Annotated in this window: 14 protein-coding genes; 10 read left to right on the forward strand and 4 right to left on the reverse strand. The window is 58.5% G+C overall.

Annotation, left to right across the window (positions count from 1 at the left end; translation table 11 throughout):
- Nucleotides 1-2 precede the first annotated feature (2 nt).
- A complete protein-coding gene (gene rlmKL / locus ACRAWE_RS11190) occupies nucleotides 3-2,129 on the reverse strand; it encodes a bifunctional 23S rRNA (guanine(2069)-N(7))-methyltransferase RlmK/23S rRNA (guanine(2445)-N(2))-methyltransferase RlmL (RefSeq protein WP_432525349.1) in 2,127 nt (708 codons plus the stop codon).
- A 103-nt stretch (nucleotides 2,130-2,232) separates the two neighbouring features.
- Between rlmKL and ACRAWE_RS11195 the strand changes: the two genes are divergently transcribed.
- The gene (locus ACRAWE_RS11195; RefSeq protein WP_025159671.1) at nucleotides 2,233-3,336 is read left to right on the forward strand and encodes a YcbX family protein; all 1,104 of its coding nucleotides are present in this window, start codon (nucleotides 2,233-2,235) and stop codon (nucleotides 3,334-3,336) included.
- Nucleotides 3,337-3,342: 6 nt separating this feature from the next.
- Here ACRAWE_RS11195 and ACRAWE_RS11200 read toward each other — a convergent pair whose 3' ends face one another.
- Nucleotides 3,343-3,891 (reverse strand): cell division protein ZapC, encoded by a 549-nt coding sequence (locus tag ACRAWE_RS11200; protein ID WP_432525350.1) that lies wholly within the window; start codon nucleotides 3,889-3,891, stop codon nucleotides 3,343-3,345.
- A gap of 176 nt (nucleotides 3,892-4,067) precedes the next feature.
- Complete coding sequence (pyrD, locus tag ACRAWE_RS11205; RefSeq protein WP_019454516.1) at nucleotides 4,068-5,078, reverse strand: quinone-dependent dihydroorotate dehydrogenase; 1,011 nt, start codon at nucleotides 5,076-5,078, stop codon at nucleotides 4,068-4,070.
- 258 nt (nucleotides 5,079-5,336) lie between these two features.
- On the opposite strand from pyrD, the gene ssuE reads away from it, so the two are divergent.
- Genes ssuE through ssuB form a run of 5 tightly spaced genes read left to right on the forward strand, consistent with a single transcriptional unit; the run spans nucleotide 5,337 to nucleotide 9,650 of the window.
- The gene (ssuE, locus tag ACRAWE_RS11210) at nucleotides 5,337-5,915 is read left to right on the forward strand and encodes an NADPH-dependent FMN reductase (RefSeq protein ID WP_019454517.1); all 579 of its coding nucleotides are present in this window, start codon (nucleotides 5,337-5,339) and stop codon (nucleotides 5,913-5,915) included.
- Between the two features lie 24 nt (nucleotides 5,916-5,939).
- Nucleotides 5,940-6,905 carry a sulfonate ABC transporter substrate-binding protein gene (locus ACRAWE_RS11215; protein ID WP_019454518.1) on the forward strand — a complete coding sequence of 322 codons (966 nt, stop codon included), beginning with the start codon at nucleotides 5,940-5,942 and terminating at the stop codon, nucleotides 6,903-6,905.
- A gap of 20 nt (nucleotides 6,906-6,925) precedes the next feature.
- A complete protein-coding gene (ssuD, locus tag ACRAWE_RS11220; RefSeq protein WP_432525351.1) occupies nucleotides 6,926-8,074 on the forward strand; it encodes an FMNH2-dependent alkanesulfonate monooxygenase in 1,149 nt (382 codons plus the stop codon).
- An 11-nt stretch (nucleotides 8,075-8,085) separates the two neighbouring features.
- Nucleotides 8,086-8,880 (forward strand): aliphatic sulfonate ABC transporter permease SsuC, encoded by a 795-nt coding sequence (gene ssuC / locus ACRAWE_RS11225; protein WP_019454520.1) that lies wholly within the window; start codon nucleotides 8,086-8,088, stop codon nucleotides 8,878-8,880.
- Nucleotides 8,877-9,650 (forward strand): aliphatic sulfonates ABC transporter ATP-binding protein, encoded by a 774-nt coding sequence (gene ssuB / locus ACRAWE_RS11230; protein WP_019454521.1) that lies wholly within the window; start codon nucleotides 8,877-8,879, stop codon nucleotides 9,648-9,650. Before ssuC ends, ssuB begins: the two co-directional genes overlap by 4 nt.
- Nucleotides 9,651-9,705: 55 nt before the next feature.
- On the opposite strand, the gene pepN is transcribed toward ssuB, so the two are convergent.
- A complete protein-coding gene (pepN, locus tag ACRAWE_RS11235; RefSeq protein WP_432525352.1) occupies nucleotides 9,706-12,324 on the reverse strand; it encodes an aminopeptidase N in 2,619 nt (872 codons plus the stop codon).
- A gap of 336 nt (nucleotides 12,325-12,660) precedes the next feature.
- Here pepN and ACRAWE_RS11240 point away from each other — a divergent pair, with 336 nt between their 5' ends.
- The 4 genes from ACRAWE_RS11240 (at nucleotide 12,661) to ompC (ending at nucleotide 18,879) form a co-directional block, all read left to right on the forward strand.
- Complete coding sequence (locus ACRAWE_RS11240) at nucleotides 12,661-14,361, forward strand: GGDEF domain-containing protein (RefSeq protein WP_063919598.1); 1,701 nt, start codon at nucleotides 12,661-12,663, stop codon at nucleotides 14,359-14,361.
- A gap of 255 nt (nucleotides 14,362-14,616) precedes the next feature.
- Nucleotides 14,617-15,822, forward strand: a complete 1,206-nt coding sequence (pncB, locus tag ACRAWE_RS11245) for a nicotinate phosphoribosyltransferase (protein WP_025159673.1) — start codon at nucleotides 14,617-14,619, stop codon at nucleotides 15,820-15,822.
- 212 nt (nucleotides 15,823-16,034) lie between these two features.
- Nucleotides 16,035-17,435 carry an asparagine--tRNA ligase gene (asnS, locus tag ACRAWE_RS11250; RefSeq protein WP_004928205.1) on the forward strand — a complete coding sequence of 467 codons (1,401 nt, stop codon included), beginning with the start codon at nucleotides 16,035-16,037 and terminating at the stop codon, nucleotides 17,433-17,435.
- 301 nt (nucleotides 17,436-17,736) lie between these two features.
- Entirely contained in the window at nucleotides 17,737-18,879 is a 1,143-nt protein-coding gene (gene ompC / locus ACRAWE_RS11255; protein WP_063919135.1) for a porin OmpC, read from the forward strand.
- Nucleotides 18,880-18,940 lie beyond the last annotated feature (61 nt).

Here is an 18,940-nt window from a genome sequence, read left to right on the forward strand (position 1 = left end):
AATTATTTTCCTTCGCCGGCGTGAGTCACCAGCCAGCAGTTGTGGATCTGACGGTTACGGGCAAAATCCTGCGACAGCGTCTTGGCGGTGATCTCTTTCGCCTCCAGACCCAACGCGCTCAGCCCTGCCATATCCATTTGGAAACCGCGCTTGTTGTTCGAGAACATGATGGTCCCGTTGCGGCGCAGCAACCGTTTCAAATCTTTCATCAGCGCCAGATGATCGCGCTGCACGTCAAAGGTGTTCTCCATCCGCTTGGAGTTGGAGAACGTCGGCGGATCGATGAAGATCACGTCGAACTGTTCGTCGGCGTTGCTCAGCCAAGACAGGCAGTCGGCCTGGATCAGCCGATGCTGGCGGCCGGTCAGGCCGTTGGCGCGCAGGTTCTTCTCCGCCCATTCCAGATAGGTGCGCGACATGTCCACCGTGGTGGTGCTGCGCGCGCCGCCCAGCCCGGCGTGCACGCTGGCGGTGCCGGTATAGGCAAACAGGTTGAGGAAGTCTTTGCCGTTGCTCATCTCGCCCAGCATGCGGCGCGCGATGCGGTGATCGAGGAACAGGCCGGTATCGAGATAGTCGGTCAGGTTGACCCACAGCTTGGCGTTATACTCTTCCACCAACAGGAACTCGCCCTTTTGCGCCAGTTTCTCGTACTGGTTTTTACCCTTCTGCCGCTCGCGGGTTTTCAGGATCAGCTGATTCGACGGCAGTTCCAGCACCGCCAACGTCGCGTTGATCACATCGAACAGGCGCTGACGCGCTTTTTGCGCATCGACGGTTTTCGGCGGCGCATACTCCTGCACGACCACCTTGCTGCCGTAGCGATCCACCGCAACGTTGTATTCTGGCAGATCGGCGTCGTACAAGCGGTAGCATTCAATGCCTTGCTGCTTCGCCCACTTGTCGAGCTTCTTCAAGTTCTTGCGCAGACGGTTGGCGAAATCTTCCGCCACCTGCACGCCGCCGGTAGCGGCGCCGGCCGGGTTTGCCGCCAGCTGATAGTTTTTCTGCACGCACTCCAGCGGGCCGTTCTTCGCCTTGAACTGGCGCTCGGCGCGCAGCTGCAGGCAGCTCAACAGCTCCGGCGAAGCGCTGAACAATGACAGCTGCCAGCCGCCAAAGGCGCTTTTCATCACGCGACCCAGCATGTTGTGCAGCGCGATCAATGCCGGTTCGCTTTCCAGACGTTCGCCGTACGGCGGGTTGCTGATCACGGTGCCGTGCGGGCCTTCCGGCAGTGGATTGGTCAAGCGCGCCACGTCACCGACGTTGAAGGTGATCAGCTCGGCGACGCCGGCGCGGCGGGCGTTGCCGCGCGCCATTTCAATCACCCGGCGATCGATATCGGACCCGAAGAAGCGAGAGGGGGTTTCCTGCAGGCCACGGCGCGCGCGCACCTGCGCTTCGGTGGTGACTTCACGCCACAGGTCGGCGTCGTGACCGTTCCAGGCGCTGAAGCCCCAGTGTTGGCGGTGCAGGCCCGGCGCACGATCGGCGGCGATCATTGCCGCTTCGATCAACAGCGTGCCGGAGCCGCACATCGGATCGAGCATCGGCGTGCCCGGCTGCCAACCGGAACGCAGCACGATGGCGGCCGCCAGGTTTTCCTTCAGCGGCGCCTGGCCGGTAAGATCGCGATAGCCGCGCTGGTGCAGGCCTTCGCCGCTCAGATCGAGCGCCACGCTGGCCATATCGCGTTGCAGGAAGACGTTAACCCGAATATCCGGCTGCTGCTTGGCGACCGTCGGGCGTTGGTCCAGTTTACGGGTGAAGCTGTCGACGATGGCGTCTTTCACCTTCAGCGCGCCATACTGGCTGTTGCGGATCTCTTCGTTCACGCCGCTGAAATGCACGGCAAAGGTTTTATCCACGCCAAAAATGCTCGGCCAGTCGATCGCCTGCACCCCGAGGTACAGATCCAGGTCGCTGTGCACGCGGAATTCGTTCAGCGGCAACAGAATGCGCGAAGCCAGGCGGCTCCAGAGCAGGCTTTGGTACAGAAGACGATCGTCACCCTGAAAATGTACCCCACCCTGCACCACTTTGCAGTCGTGAGCGCCAAGCGCTTCCAGCTCGCTTTTTAACAGTTCTTCCAATCCACGCGCCGTGCTGGCAAACAGAGAGTTCATATCGTGCTTATCACCAAAAAGAAAATTGTTGCGCATTATAGCTAATCCGCACCGCTTGTCATAAAGTTGCTCCCTTCTATTTAATCATCGCACGGAGATAAGGGTGATTACGCTTTCCAGACTCTACGTCCATCCGGTTAAATCATTGCGCGGTCTGCAGCTTTCTTACGCCCAGGTCGGCAGCAGCGGCCTGGCTTTCGACCGCAACTTTATGATCACCGAGCCGGACGGCACCTTTATTACCGCGCGCCAATACCCGCAGATGGTGTTGTTCACGCCGGCGCTGTTGCCGGACGGACTGTTCCTGACCGCGCCGGACGGCGAAAGCGCCGCCATTCGCTTCAGCGACTTCGCCGCCGCGCCGCAGCCGACCGAGGTGTGGGGCAACCATTTCACCGCGCTGATCGCGCCGGATGAGATCAACCGCTGGCTGAGCGGCTATTTCCAGCGCGACGTGCAGCTGCGCTGGCTGGGGCCGGAGTTGACCCGCCGGGTGAAGAAGCACCCTGAGATTCCGCTGACGTTTGCCGATGGCTACCCTTATCTGCTGATTAACCAGGCCTCGTTCAACGATCTGCAGCAGCGCTGCCCCGGCAGCATCAAGCTGGAGCAGTTTCGCCCCAACCTGGTGGTGAGCGGCGCAACCGCCTGGGCCGAAGACGGCTGGCAGGTGATCCGCGTCGGCGACGTGATGTTCGATCTGGTGAAACCCTGCAGCCGCTGCGTGCTGACTACCGTCAGTACCGAACGCGGCCGCAAGCATCCGAGCGGCGAACCGCTGAGCACGCTGCAAAAATTCCGCACAGCCGACAACGGCGATATCGATTTCGGCCAGAATATGATCGCGCGCAACAGCGGCATCATTCGCGTGGGCGATACGGTGGAAGTATTGTCGACCAAACCGCCGCGCCCGTATGGCGCCGGCAAAGTGGTGGAGAGCGTGCAGGCGCCGCAAGACAGCGCGCACAGCGTCACTATCGACTATGAAGGAAAGGTATTTACCGGCAACAATCAGCAGATCCTGCTCGAACAGCTGGAGCAGCAAGGCATTCGCGTGCCTTACTCCTGCCGCGCCGGGATTTGCGGCAGCTGCCGCATTACGTTGGTGAGCGGTGAGGTCGCGCCCCTGAAGAAAAGCGCGTTGGGCGACAACGGCACCATCCTGTGCTGCAGCTGCATCCCGAAAAGCGATTTAACCCTGGCGTAATCCGCCTTACACCGCCCTGTCGTAAGCCGGGGCGGAGCTTTCATCCTGCGCGCAGGGTTTCAGCCGATCGTGCATCACCTTGATGGCGTCGCCCAAAACCATGGTGCGGCCGGCCACCGTCAGCTGATTTTGCGCCAGCAGGCACAGGCTGGCGTTATCCCCGGCCTCCACCACCAGCAGGCGCGCTTCCGCGCCGCTTTCCATCACTTTTACCGCCGCCAGCTCGCCATTTTTCGGCTGCAACGGATAGTGCTGCTGCGAGAAATGCCAGCTTTTCGGCATCAGCGGTTTCAGGAAACGGTAGGCGACCAGCGCATTCAGCACCAGCTCGGCGCGCTGCTCGTGGCTGAGCTTGACCTGTTTGCACTGTTCTTCATAGGTGAAATAAAGGGCGGCGTCATCCACGCAAAAAGCGCATTCATCGAAGGCGTCCGGCGTTAACATTTTGGCCGGGAAACGTGAACGAAAGATCATACCATTAGCTAAATCCAACATTAGCCGATCGTGTTCGGCATCAAAATACCAACGCCAATTATCGTCAGGTTTTATCTTCATTTCGTATCCTTCTCGCTGCCTACGCCAACGCCGCACTCACCCTAAAAGGCGATTTTATCATCGATAAAATAGCTTAAACATCGGATAATTCCGCGAACGATATTTATGCTAACGAACAAAATATAGACGAGCCGGGGGCAGAAATAAACCCCCGGAATAAAATGAGAGGAAAAATATTAGATATGGGTAACGATATCTTTAATCAAACGCGGGCCGTGATAGATAAATCCGGAATAAATTTGCAGCAGACTCGCGCCGGCCTCCATTTTTTCGCGCGCCGCCGTCAGCGAATCGATGCCGCCCACGCCGATAATCGGCAGGCGCCCTTGCAGTTCGGTGGAGAGACGACGAATCACCTCGGTGCTGCGTGATTGCAACGGACGCCCGCTTAACCCGCCCGCTTGCTCGCAGTAATTTAATCCCTGGATCAATTTTCGATCCAAGGTGGTATTGGTGGCGATCACGCCATCGATATTATGCCGCACCAGGCTATCGGCAATTTGGATCAATTCTTCTTCTGAAAGATCCGGCGCGATCTTTACCGCCACCGGCACATATTTGTGATGGCGCGCATGTAATTCCTGCTGCTTATTTTTAATCGCCGCCAAAAGATCGTCCAGCGCTTCGCCATACTGTAAGGATCGTAACCCCGGCGTATTCGGTGAAGAGATGTTGATCGCGATATAACCGGCATACGGATAAACTTTATCCATGCAGATCAAATAATCGTCTTTACCCTGCTCGACCGGAGTGTCTTTATTCTTGCCGATATTGATCCCAAGAATGCCGCCAAAATGGGATTTCTTAACGTTTTCAACCAGATTGTCCACGCCATGGTTATTGAACCCCATGCGGTTGATCAGGCCTTCCGCCTCAACCACGCGGAACAAGCGCGGCTTATCGTTGCCCGGTTGCGGACGCGGCGTCACGGTGCCGACTTCCACATGGCCGAAGCCCATCGCGCCGAACGCATCGATGCATTCGCCGTTTTTATCCAGACCGGCGGCCAATCCCAACGGATTTTTAAACGACAGCCCCATGCAGCTGACCGGTTTGGTCGGCACGGACTGGCGGACAAGAAACGCTAATGGGGTGCCGGTAATACGGCTGAGCTGACGAAAGGTCACTTCGTGCGCGCGCTCCGGATCGAGCTGGAACAACGCTTTCCTGATGAGGGGGTAGTACATGGACTCTCCTGATTTCCCGGTTGCAAACCGGGGGCGTATTATCCGGTATCCCCCGCCCAATTGGAATTGATTAAAGGCAAAAAAAGCCGTTTTTACGCAATCGTTTTCTCTCTTCGCCGCCAAATCGGCGCCAATCCGCTTTTGCGGATATCCAAATCAAAAAATGAGATTTAAAAAACGCGCCCAGTTGCTGGTAGGTTTAAAACACTTCCTATTGATTTTCTAATTAAACCTAACTTTTAGTTATAAGGAGTGGCAATGCGCGTTATATCACTGGCCGGTAGCCCACGCATCCCATCACGTTCCGCCGCACTGCTCTCGCTGAGTCAGAACTGGCTGCGGCAGCAAGGCGTGGAGGTGACGGCTTATACCCTGCACGACTTCGATGCCGAAGATCTGCTGTACGCCAACTTCAACAGCCCGGCGATCAAGGCCTTTGCCGACCAGTTGGCGCAGGCCGACGGCCTGCTGATCTCCACGCCGGTTTATAAGGCGTCGTTCTCCGGCGCGCTGAAAACCCTGCTGGATCTGCTGCCGGAGCGCGCACTGGATCATAAGGTGGTGCTGCCGCTGGCGACCGGCGGTTCGATCGGCCACATGTTGGCGGTGGACTATGCGCTGAAGCCGGTGCTGGCCGCGCTGAAAGCGCAAGAGGTGTTGCACGGCGTGTTCGCCGACGACAGCCAGATCCAACTGACCGGTGAAAGCGCCACGCTCACCGACGCCGTCGCCGCCCGGCTGGAAGAGGCGCTGGCCAGCTTCTACCTGGCGCTTGGCCGCCGCAAACCGCCTGCGCTGCGCGTCGCCTCACCGCTAGCGACGCGCCAGACGGCCTGAAACGCCTGGAAAAGGAGAGCTTGAATGAAACAACGCATCGCTTTGCGCCGTTGGCTGAACGCCGCCGCCTTCACCGGCCTGCTGTCGCTGGTCTGGGCCAACGCCGCCGCCGCGCAGGATCCGGCGCAATTCCGCATCGGTTACCAGAAAGGATCGGTCAGCCTGGTGCTGGCGAAAAGCCACCGGCTGCTGGAGGAGCGTTTCCCCGCCACCCGCATCAGCTGGATCGAGTTTCCCGCCGGCCCACAGATGCTGGAAGCCCTGAACGTCGGCAGCATCGATCTGGGCAGCACCGGCGATATTCCGCCGATCTTCGCGCAGGCCGCGGGGGCGGACCTGCTGTATGTCGGCGTTGAGCCACCTAAACCCAAAGCGGAAGTGATCCTGGTGCCGGAAAACAGCCCGATCAAAACCGTCGCCGATCTGAAAGGCCATAAGGTCGCCTTCCAGAAAGGATCCAGCTCGCACAACCTGCTGCTGCGATCGCTGCAAAAGGCCGGCTTGAAATTTACCGACATCCAGCCCGCTTACCTGACGCCCGCCGATGCGCGCGCCGCCTTCCAACAGGGCAATGTCGATGCCTGGGCCATTTGGGATCCTTATTATTCCGCCGCGCTGCTGCAGGGCGGCGTCCGGGTGCTCGGCGACGGCACCGATCTGAATCAGACCGGTTCCTTCTATTTGGCCGCGCGGCCGTATGTCGAAGCTAACGGCGCCTTTATCAGCCAGGTCTTGACGGTGCTGACCCAGGCCGATGCGCTGACCCGCAGCGACCGGGCGCAAAGCGTGACCCTGCTGGCCAACGCCATGGGGCTGCCGGAGCCGGTGATCGCCAGCTATCTGGATCACCGCCCACCGACCGCCATCACACCGCTCGATGCGCATACCATCGCCGCACAGCAACAAACCGCCGACCTGTTTTACGCCAACCGACTGGTGCCGGTGAAGGTCGATATCTCGCAACGCATCTGGCGCCCAAGCGCACAATAAATAATGGGAGAACATTGACGATGAGCCTGAACGTTTTCTGGTTTTTACCCACCCACGGCGACGGCCACTACCTCGGCAGCGCACGGGGCGCACGCAGCGTCGATCACGGCTATTTGCAGCAGATCGCCCAGGCGGCGGATCGGCTGGGATTCGGTGGGGTGTTGATCCCTACCGGCCGCTCGTGCGAAGACTCCTGGCTGGTGGCCGCCTCGCTGATCCCGGTCACTCAGCGGCTGAAGTTTTTGGTCGCGCTGCGGCCGGGCATCATCTCCCCTACGCTGGCGGCGCGCCAGGCGGCAACGCTGGATCGCCTGTCCAACGGGCGCGCGCTGTTCAATCTGGTTACCGGCGGCGATCCGGAAGAGCTGGCGGCAGAGGGATTGCACCTCAGCCATGAAGAACGTTACGAAGCCTCGACCGAGTTCACTCATATCTGGCGCCGGGTGCTGGAAGGTGAAACCGTCGATTTCCACGGCAAGCATATTCAGGTGAAAGGCGCCAAACTGCTGTTCCCGCCGGTACAGCAACCGCGCCCGCCGCTCTATTTTGGCGGATCTTCCGCCGCCGCGCAGGATCTGGCCGCCGAACAGGTGGAACTGTACCTCACCTGGGGAGAGCCGCCGGCGCAGGTCAAAGAGAAGATCGAAGAAGTTCGCGCCAAGGCGGCGGCGAAAGGCCGCCAGGTACGCTTTGGCATCCGCCTGCATGTCATCGTGCGGGAAACCACCGAAGAGGCCTGGCGCGCTGCCGATCGGCTAATCGCTCACCTTGATGAAGAAACCATCGCCAATGCACAGCAGGCTTTTGCGCGCTTCGACTCCGTCGGCCAACGGCGCATGGCGGCGCTGCACGGCGGCAAGAAAGATAACCTGGAGATCAGCCCGAACCTGTGGGCCGGCATCGGCCTGGTGCGCGGCGGTGCCGGCACCGCGCTGGTGGGCGACGGCCCGACGGTCGCGGCGCGCATGCAGGAATATGCCGATCTGGGCATCGACACCTTCATTCTCTCCGGCTATCCGCATCTGGAAGAGGCCTACCGCGTCGGCGAACTGCTGTTCCCACACCTCGATCTGGCGCAGGAGGAAACGCCCGCGCGTCTTCAGCCGGTGCGTCCACAGGGCGAAGTGGTAGCCAACATTTATGTTCCGCAAAAAGTGTCGCAGAGTTGAGGAGCGCCCCGATGGCAAATAACGCACAACGCATCCTGTACCGGCTGGCCCCTTGGGCGCTGCCGCTGGCGCTGGTGATCATCTGGCAAATCGCCGTCGAAACCGGCTGGCTGTCCAACCGCATTTTGCCGGCACCGAGCGCAGTACTGACCGCCTTCTGGAGCCTGAGCAAAAGCGGCGAACTGTGGCAGCATCTGAGCATCAGCAGCCAGCGCGCGTTGTTAGGCTTTGCCATCGGCGGCGGCATCGGGCTTACCCTCGGTTTTATTACCGGCCTGTCGCGCTGGGGTGAACGCCTGCTGGACAGCTCGGTGCAAATGATCCGCAACGTGCCGCATCTGGCGCTGATCCCGCTGGTGATCCTGTGGTTCGGCATCGATGAATCCGCCAAGATCTTTCTGGTGGCGCTCGGCACGCTGTTTCCTATCTATCTCAATACCTATCACGGCATCAAAAACATCGATCGCGGCCTGCTGGAGATGGCGCGCAGCTATGGCCTGAGCGGCTTCCGCTTGTTCACACAGGTGGTGCTGCCGGGCGCACTGCCGTCGATCATGGTCGGCGTGCGTTTCGCCCTCGGCTTCATGTGGCTGACGCTGATCGTCGCCGAAACCATCTCGGCCAACTCAGGCATCGGTTATCTGGCGATGAACGCCCGTGAATTCCTGCAAACCGACGTGGTGGTGGTGGCGATCGTGCTGTACGCCCTGCTCGGCAAGCTGGCGGACGTGGGTGCGCAACTGCTGGAACGCGTTTGGCTACGCTGGCATCCGGCCTATCAACTGAAACAGGGAGAAGCGCTATGACCCTTCCCGCTCGCCTTGCGCAAGGCACGCCGGTGACGCTGGAGTCCATCGGCAAACGTTACGGCAACCGCACGGTGCTGGACAATATTCAGCTGCGCATTTCCGCCGGGCAGTTCGTGGCGGTGGTCGGCCGCAGCGGCTGCGGCAAGAGCACGTTGCTGCGCCTGTTGGCCGGCCTGGAACAGGCCAGCAGCGGCGCTTTGCTCAGCGGCAACGCGCCGCTCGCCGCCGCCAAAGAGGATACCCGGCTGATGTTTCAGGATGCGCGCCTGCTGCCATGGAAAACGGTGATCGACAACGTAGGGCTGGGGCTGCGCGGCCACTGGCGCGACGCGGCGCTGGAGGCGCTGGCCGCGGTCGGTTTGGCGGATCGCGCCGGCGACTGGCCGGCGGCGCTATCCGGCGGACAAAAGCAGCGGGTCGCCCTGGCGCGCGCGCTGATCCACCGCCCCCGCCTGCTGCTGCTGGATGAACCGCTCGGAGCGCTGGATGCCCTGACGCGCATCGAGATGCAAGGTCTGATAGAGACACTGTGGCAACAGCACGGTTTTACCGTACTGCTGGTCACGCACGACGTCAGCGAAGCCATCGCGCTGGCGGATCGGGTCATCCTGATCGAAGAGGGGCATATCGGGCTGGATCTCGCCATCGATCTGCCGCGGCCGCGGCGCAAGGGCTCTGCCAGGCTGGCAGAACTGGAGGCCGAAGTGCTGGAACGGGTACTATCGCCGCCTGCCGCGACGGACGCCGCGCGCCGGGCGGCGAATTGAATGAATGAAAAAGGGACGGCCCAGGCCGTCCCTTGATGTCTCTAGCGCGAAAAAATCAGGCGTCGAGCGCCTTGCTGATCTTCTCGTACAGATCGCCGGACAGGTTTTCCAACCCTTTCAGCTGTTCCAGCGCCTTACGCATCAGCGCCTGGCGGCCGGCATCGTAACGCTTCAAGCGAATCAGCGGTTCGATCAGACGCGCGGCGATCTGCGGGTTGCGCTGGTTGAGATCGCTCAGGATCTCCGCCAGGAACTGATAGCCGCTGCCGTCCGCAGCGTGGAACGCCGCCGGGTTGCCGGAAGCGAAACCGCCGATCAATGAACGAGTGCGGTTCGGGTTGCTCAGGCTGAACGAGCGGTGTTGCAGCAGCGCACGCACCTTGCTCAGCACGTCCGCCGACGGGCTGCCGCCCTGCAGCACGAACCATTTGTCCATCACCAGACCATCCTGATGCCAGCGTTCGTCGAACGCCGCCAACAGCGCATCGCGGCACGGCAACTGGGCCGCGACCGCGGCGGACAGCGCCGCCAGCGAGTCGGTCATGTTATCCGCCTGACGATACTGTTCGCTCACCAGCTGATCCGCCAGCGCCGCATCTTCGCCAAACGCCAGATAGCCCAGACAAACATTGCGCAAGGCGCGCTTGGCGATCTCGGCGTGCTCCACGCGGTAGCCGTCGGTCTTGTTGGCGTGGTACACCGCCAGCCACTCATCGGCCAGTTCCCGCGCCAGGCAGCGAACGATCGCTTCGTGCACTGCAGCGATCGCTTCCGGATCGATGGTAGCGAACAGCTCGGCGATCTCGTTCTCCGACGGCAGCGTCAGGATCTGCGCCGCCAGCGCCGGATCCAACTTCTCGTCCAGCAACACCGCGCGGAACGCGTCGGCCACATGTAGCGGCAGCGACAACGGCTGTTTCTGCTGGTGCCGCGCCACGTTCAGCTTGATATAGGTCGCGAGCAGGCTCTGCGCCGCATCCCAACGCGCAAATTCATTGCGCGCGTGCTGCATCAGGAAGGTCAGCTGCTGATCGCTGTACGGATAGTCCAGCTTCACCGGCGCGGAGAATTCGCGCAGCAGCGACGGCACCGGCTTGTGCGCCACGCCGTCGAACACGAAAGTCTGCTCCGCTTCGGTGACGTTCAGCACGTTGTTGACCGGCAGACCGCCCTTCTGCAGCGCAATGACGTTGCCTTCGCTGTCGTACAATTCGATATCCAGCGGGATATGCAGCGGCAGCTTCTCCGGCTGATCGGCGGTCGGCGCGGTTTTCTGGCTGACATGCAGGCGATATTGTTGGGTTTGTGCGTCGTACTCGTCGCGCACCGTCAACAGCGGCGTACCGGACTGGCTATACCAACGGCGGAAGCGCGACAGATCGACGTTGGATGCATCCTCCATCGCCTGCACGAAGTCGTCGCAGGTGGCGGCGCTGCCGTCGTGGCGCTCAAAATAGAGCTGCATCCCTTTCTGGAAATTCGCTTCTCCCAACAGGGTGTGCATCATGCGGATCACTTCGGAACCCTTTTCATACACCGTCAGGGTGTAGAAGTTGTTCATTTCGATCACTTTGTCCGGACGAATGGCGTGCGCCATCGGGCTCGCGTCTTCGGCGAACTGTGCGCCGCGCATCACGCGCACGTTGTCGATGCGGTTGACCGAGCGTGATCCCAGATCGGAACTGAACTCCTGATCGCGGAACACCGTCAGCCCCTCTTTCAGGCTGAGCTGGAACCAGTCGCGGCAGGTGACGCGGTTGCCAGTCCAGTTGTGGAAGTATTCATGGCCGATCACCGCTTCGATGTTCAGATAATCCTTGTCGGTGGCGGTTTCCGCCTTGGCCAGCACATACTTGGAGTTAAAGATATTTAACCCTTTGTTCTCCATCGCGCCCATATTGAAGAAGTCGACCGCCACGATCATATAGATGTCGAGATCGTATTCCAGGCCGAAGCGGGTCTCGTCCCACTTCATCGAGTTCTTCAGCGAGGTCATCGCCCAATCGGCGCGATCCAGGTTGCCGCGATCGACGAACAGCTCCAGCGCCACCTTACGGCCGGAACGGGTGGTGAAGCTGTCGCGCAGTACGTCGAAATCCCCCGCCACCAGCGCAAACAGGTAACAAGGTTTCGGGAACGGATCCTGCCATTGCACCCAGTGGCGGCCATCGGCCAATTCGCCCTGGCCGATGCGGTTGCCGTTGGACAGCAGGAACGGATAGCGCGCCTTGTCGGCCACGATGCGGGTGGTAAAACGCGCCAGCACGTCCGGGCGATCCTGATAGTAGGTAATATGGTGGAAGCCTTCGGCTTCGCACTGCGTGCACAGCGCATCGCCGGACAGGTACAGCCCTTCCAGCGCGGTGTTTTTCGCCGGATGAATATCGTTGACGATGGTAAGAGTGAATTGTGCCGGCAAATCCTCGATGATCAGCTGGTTATCCTGCTGACGATAGGCGCCCCACGGTTGGCCGTCGACCTCAATGCTCACCAGCGTCAGATCCTCGCCATCCAGCACCAACGGTGCGCCGGCCGCGCCCTGACGTTTGATTTTGCTGACGGCGGTCACGCGCGTGTTTTCCGCGTCCAGACTGAAGTCCAAGTCGATATCGGTCGTGCTGTAATCGGGCGCGCGATAATCGTGGCGATATTTTGCCTGTGGCTGTTGTGTCATAAAAACCCTTAAACGTCTCAGTGAGTTATAGGAGCCAAGCCGCTCTTCTCAACCGCGCCGCAGCCGGTATATTCACCTGCGGCGCCCGGCGGACCTGATTGTGAATAAACTGTATCACAGCTAGCTGAAAAGCCCAGAGTCGCCGGGCGTTCGCGATAGAGAAATCAGAAGCAAGTCATAAATCGCCCGCCGGGCGCAGGAGTGGGTGACCAGTGGCTAAATAAAATTCAGCATTAAATGCTAAAAAGAGGCCATCGGTGCGCCCCGGCATAGTTAAGGCGGTGCTGGCGGCATGATGGTATAATTGCCGAATCAGGTTCAGGGATGGCTCGCATTATGAAGATTAAATACGCAATCTATTTTTTCACCCTGTGCCTGATGACTTCCTTCTCGCTGTTCATTGTCGAGGAGCTGCTCGAAGCCCATACCGAATACCGTGATAACCAGCTCAACCTGTATAAGATCGATCGCGCCAAAGAAATCTCCGAGGCCTTTCAGGCATCTCTGCAGGCCCACCGCCTCAAGCGATTGAGCCTGATCGATCCGCAAATCACCCGCGCGCAATGTCTGGCCGCCGATCGGGCAGCACGCGAGAAAATCGCCCGGATCCGCGAACACCTGAACGATGCGGTCGCCAAACAGCTCGGGGTGCGGCAAAAAATCGCCGCGCTGTCGATGATCGGCCTGCTGGAACAGCTGCTGGATAACGACAATCTGCAGCTTTCGCAGGTCAACAACGCCAACGCCAATCTGTTCAACATCAACAGCGCCTATTACATCTCGCAAACCAGCAAGAGCTATTATCGCTACACCTACGATACCCGGATGGTGGATACCGATTCCTTTATGTTTCTCGAGGCCATCCGCCTCAACAATCGGCTGAATATGTCACTGACGGAGTTAAGCGATCAGATTATCGACGTCAATGTCAGCCCGCTCGATCGCAAAGACGCCTACCTGAAGTCCATCCAGCTGACCGGCGTACTGAACGCGCTGAGCACCCGATTGATCTTCATGAAGATCAACTACGACGACGTGCAAACCACCGACCTCGTCAACCAATTGCTCACCGAGGTGTCCGCCGAGCGCCTCAAGCAGATTACCGATGGACTGTATACCGCCATCAATACCCAAAAACCCTATCCCGCGGCGCTTATTTCGCATTATGTCGACGAGCTGAGCGGGCTTTCGCAGGCGCTGTATCAACGCAGTTTCGAGCTGGAAACCGTCGCTTCGCGTCACAAAATTTATGACAGCCAGACCACCATTTACGGCATGATCGCGCTGGCCGGTCTGGTGGTGCTGCTGTTTATCTTGCCGGCGCTGGTATTTTGCACCAGCATCAACCGCTGGTTGACCAAGACCCACAACAATATCGTGCGATTGTCGCGCGGCGAGATGAATATCGATCGCAATGAGGCTTTCTACAGCCGGGAGCTGATCGCCATCAGCGACGCCATTCAGCAACTCAGACAATATCAGCTGGACAAGGTCTCGCTGGAGAGCGAGAAACAGCTGCTGATTAAAGAGCTCGAGGCCTCTTCCTTCCTCGATCCGCTCACTAACATTTATAACCGCCGTAAATTCTTCCTCGAATGTCAGCTATTGGGCACCGGCAGCTATCCGCAGGCCTTTTGCCTGATCGATATCGACAATTTCAAACAGCTCAACGACTGCTATGGCCACGACGTCGGGGATCGGGTGCTGGTGGAGTTCGGCCACTTGTTGCAGCGCGCGTTCCGCGCCAGCGACATTTTCTGCCGCTACGGCGGCGAAGAGTTTGCGGTGCTGCTGGGCAGCTGTTCGTTGGACAATGCGCGGGACATCATGGAACAGTTGCGCGCGCGCACCCATGGACTGACGTTAAATCTGGCCGACGGACGGCAGGTGCGTTTCACCACCAGTTGCGGCATTGCGCCGGTCAGCGCGTTCAGCGCGCTTCAGGCGGCGATCAAGCAGGCAGACGAAGCGCTCTATTTCTGCAAAAAGAACGGCAAGGATCGGGTCAGCGTGCATACCCTGGCCGGGTTTATCTGATTTGCTGTTTAAAATAATTAACATTATAATTTTTATGACTAATTAGGCTAAGTCATTCACCTTACAGGCATATCTGACTTTTTTGTCGCCCCGCCGCCGCCAGGCCGCCATAAAGGCACGTTTAATCCTCGACCCGCTTTGGTGATTTATGGTGTGATGCAGCTTCAATAACAGGATAATCCGGGTATACTCCACCCCCACTTTTATGATTATCCGGATTTGGACACGCGCCTGACGAGGATGCTGTAACGCGCTATGACTCAATACGCTTCCCCGATTTTGACATCACTGCTTGATACCGACGCTTACAAGCTTCATATGCAGCAAGCAGTGTTCCATCGCTATCCCGCGATCAGCGTGGCGGCGGAATTCCGCTGCCGCGGCGACGAACTGCTGGGCGAATATGCCGACGAGATCCGCGCGCAGGTGGCGCTGATGAGTCAGTTGGCGCTGACCGATGCCGAATTCGCTTACCTCTCGGGCCTGCCCTTTTTCCGCCAGGATTACCTGAACTGGCTGCGCACCTTCCGCTATGATCCGCAGCAGGTGTCTATCGACAACCGCGACGGCAGGCTGCAAATCCGCATCGCCGGGCCATGGCGCGAAGTGATCATGTGGGAAGTGCCGCTGCTGGCGGTGATCAGCGAAGTGGTGCACCGCCGGCGCTCTCCACTGGCGACGCCGGAACAGGCGGTGGCGCACCTGCAAACCAAACTGGCGCAGTTCAAAACGCTGGCGGGCGACCTGGATCTCTCGCGTTTCAAGCTGATGGACTTCGGCACCCGTCGCCGTTTCTCTCAGGGCGTGCAGCAGGCCATCGTCAGCACCTTGCAGGCCGAGTTCCCCTATCTGTCGGGCACCAGCAATTACGATTTGGCGCACCAACTCGGTCTGGCGCCGGTCGGTACCCAGGCGCACGAGTGGTTCCAGGCACATCAGCAGATAAGCCCGGTACTGGCCAACAGCCAGCGCGCCGCATTGCAAGCCTGGTTGGATGAATACCCGGACCAGCTGGGCATCGCGCTCACCGATTGCATCACCATGGACGCCTTCCTGCGCGACTTCGGCCCGCAGTTCGCCGAGCGTTATCAGGGGCTGCGCCACGATTCGGGCGATCCCGTCGAGTGGGGTGAAAAAGCCATTGCCCACTACCAGAAGCTGGGCATCGATCCGATGAGCAAAACGCTGGTGTTCTCGGACAACCTGGATCTGGAAAAAGCGCTGGCGCTCTATCGCCACTTCTATCAACGCATCAATCTCGGCTTCGGTATCGGCACGCGCCTGACCTGCGATATTCCGGGCGTCAAGCCGTTGAATATCGTGATCAAACTGGTCGAGTGCAAAGGCAAGCCGGTGGCTAAGCTCTCCGACAGCCCCGGCAAGACCATCTGCCAGGATCAGGCGTTCGTCAGAGCCCTGCGCAAAGCCTTCGATCTGCCGCTGGTGAAGAAGGCCAGCTGATCCTTCTTTATATAAAGAAAGCCGGCCCGGTTTCCGCGCCGGCTTTTTTGTTTTTATTTCCGAACGCCCTCTTTTCAGCCAGCCGCGATAAATGTTGCGCCAATCCGATGATTTCTGCTTGTGCTCTGCACCGCGGCAAGTAACATAGCCATTACCCCCATATTCTTGGGTTGTAAGCTATTTCTAAACCAAATTATTAAAGAGAGAAATCTATGAGCGTAGTGCCTGTAGTCGACGTACTGCAAGGTCGTGCTGCGGTTGACAGTGAAGTCACCGTACGCGGCTGGGTACGTACCCGGAGAGATTCAAAAGCTGGTATCTCCTTCCTGGCCGTCTATGACGGTTCCTGCTTTGATCCGTTACAGGCCGTCGTTAATAATTCTCTGCCGAATTATCAGGATGAAGTGCTGCATCTGACGACCGGTTGTTCGGTTGAAGTCACCGGCAAGGTTGTCGCCTCACCGGGCGAAGGCCAGAGCTTCGAACTGCAAGCCACCGCGATCAAAGTGGTCGGCTGGGTCGACGATCCGGACACCTACCCGATGGCGGCCAAACGTCACAGCATTGAATACCTACGCGAAGTGGCCCACCTGCGCCCGCGCACCAACCTGATCGGCGCCGTGGCGCGCGTGCGTCATACCCTGGCGCAGGCGATCCATCGCTTCTTCCATGAAAATGGCTATTTCTGGGTGTCCACCCCGCTGATCACCGCCTCCGACACCGAAGGCGCTGGCGAGATGTTCCGCGTATCCACGCTGGATCTGGAAAACCTGCCGCGCACCGACAAGGGCGCCGTCGACTTCAGCGAAGACTTCTTCGGTAAGGAAGCCTTCCTCACCGTTTCCGGCCAGCTGAACGGCGAAACCTACGCCTGCGCGCTGTCCAAGGTTTACACCTTCGGCCCAACCTTCCGCGCTGAAAACTCCAACACCAGCCGTCACCTGGCGGAATTCTGGATGATCGAGCCGGAAGTGGCCTTCGCTACGCTAGACGACGTTGCCGGCCTGGCCGAAAGCATGCTGAAGTATGTGTTCCAGGCGGTGCTGGATGAGCGCGCCGATGACCTGAAATTCTTCGCCGAGCGCGTAGATAAAGACGCTATCGCCCGTCTGGAGCGCTTCGTTTCTTCCGATTTCGCCCAGGTGGACTACACCGACGCCATCGAAATCCTGCTGGCATCGGGCCAAACCTTCGAAAACCCGGTTTCCTGGGGCATCGATCTCTCTTCCGAACATGAGCGTTACCTGGCAGAGAAACACTTCCAGGCGCCGGTGGTGGTGAAAAACTACCCGAAAGACATCAAAGCCTTCTATATGCGTATGAACGAAGACGGCAAAACCGTCGCGGCCATGGACGTGTTGGCACCGGGCATCGGTGAAATCATCGGTGGCTCGCAGCGTGAAGAACGCCTCGACGTGCTCGATCAGCGTCTGGAAGAGATGGGTCTGAATAAAGAAGACTACTGGTGGTACCGCGATCTGCGCCGCTACGGCACCGTGCCGCACTCTGGTTTCGGCCTGGGCTTTGAACGTTTAATCGCCTATGTCACCGGCGTGCAAAACGTGCGCGATGTGATCCCATTCCCACGCACACCACGTAACGCAAGCTTCTAATTTATACGATCAAACGTTTTTTAAACGATTTCGTTACAAAACAAAGGCCAGCATCGCTGGCCTTTCGCATTTTTTAATATTGACGCACGTCACAAAGTTCCCTAAAAATTACATTTAGTTACACATACTTTCTTTTTGCAACCTGATTGGGACATTGGTATCATTTTCGTCCTAGATTAACCCGCCTGTGAATGGAACACTGCGTTCAGACACAGGACGACACCAATCTATCAACAATAGTTCCCAAAGAATTATTGGCGGCAGTGGCAAAGGTGTCCGAATAACACCAATGAGGGTAATAATGATGAAGCGCAACATTCTTGCAGTGGTTATCCCGGCTCTGTTGGCTGCTGGTGCAGCAAACGCAGCTGAAATCTACAACAAAGACGGCAACAAGCTGGATCTGTACGGCAAAGTTGACGGTCTGCACTACTTCTCCAAAGACAAAGGTAATGACGGCGATCAGACCTATGTTCGTTTTGGCTTCAAAGGTGAAACCCAAATTACTGACCAACTGACCGGTTACGGCCAGTGGGAATACAACGTTCAGTCCAACCACTCCGAGTCTCAGGGCACCGAAGGCACCAAAACCCGTCTGGGCTTCGCCGGTCTGAAATTCGCTGACTACGGCTCCTTCGACTACGGCCGTAACTACGGCGTACTGTACGACGTGGAAGGCTGGACCGATATGCTGCCAGAGTTCGGTGGCGATACCTACACCTACACCGACAACTTCATGACCGGCCGTACCAACGGCGTTGCGACCTATCGTAACAACAACTTCTTCGGTCTGGTTGACGGTCTGAACTTCGCTCTGCAATACCAGGGCAAAAACCAGAACGACGGTCGCGACATCAAGAAACAGAACGGCGACGGCTGGGGTATCTCCTCTACTTATGACATCGGCGAAGGCATCAGCGTAGGTGCAGCATACGCATCCTCCAACCGTACCGATGCTCAGAAGAACAAGTCCAACGAGCGTGGCGACAAGGCTGACGCATGGACCGTGGGCGCGAAATACGACGCCAACAACGTTTACCTGGCGGCAATGTACGCAGAAACCCGTAACATGACCCCTTACGGTGGTAACAACTCTCTGAAAGACGGCACTACCTCTTGTGCAGACACTCAGAACAACAGCTGCGGTGGTTTCGCCAGCAAAACTCAGAACTTCGAAGTGACCGCACAGTACCAGTTCGACTTCGGTCTGCGTCCAGAAGTGTCTTACCTGCAGTCTAAAGGCAAGAACATGAACGTCCCAGGCGCGGGCTCTGACCAGGATCTGGTTAAATATGTTTCTGTTGGTACCACTTACTACTTCAACAAAAACATGTCCACCTACGTTGATTACAAAATCAACCTGCTGGATGACAACGCGTTCACCAAAGCAGCCGGCATCGCTACCGACGATATCGTAGCTGTTGGTCTGGTGTACCAGTTCTAAGTTGTCTCGCTTAACGGCGGTTTACTGCCGGCTAAGTTAAAAAACAGGGCTTCGGCCCTGT

This window comes from Serratia sp. BFP-2025 (assembly GCF_050880365.1).
Classification (GTDB): domain Bacteria; phylum Pseudomonadota; class Gammaproteobacteria; order Enterobacterales; family Enterobacteriaceae; genus Serratia; species Serratia surfactantfaciens.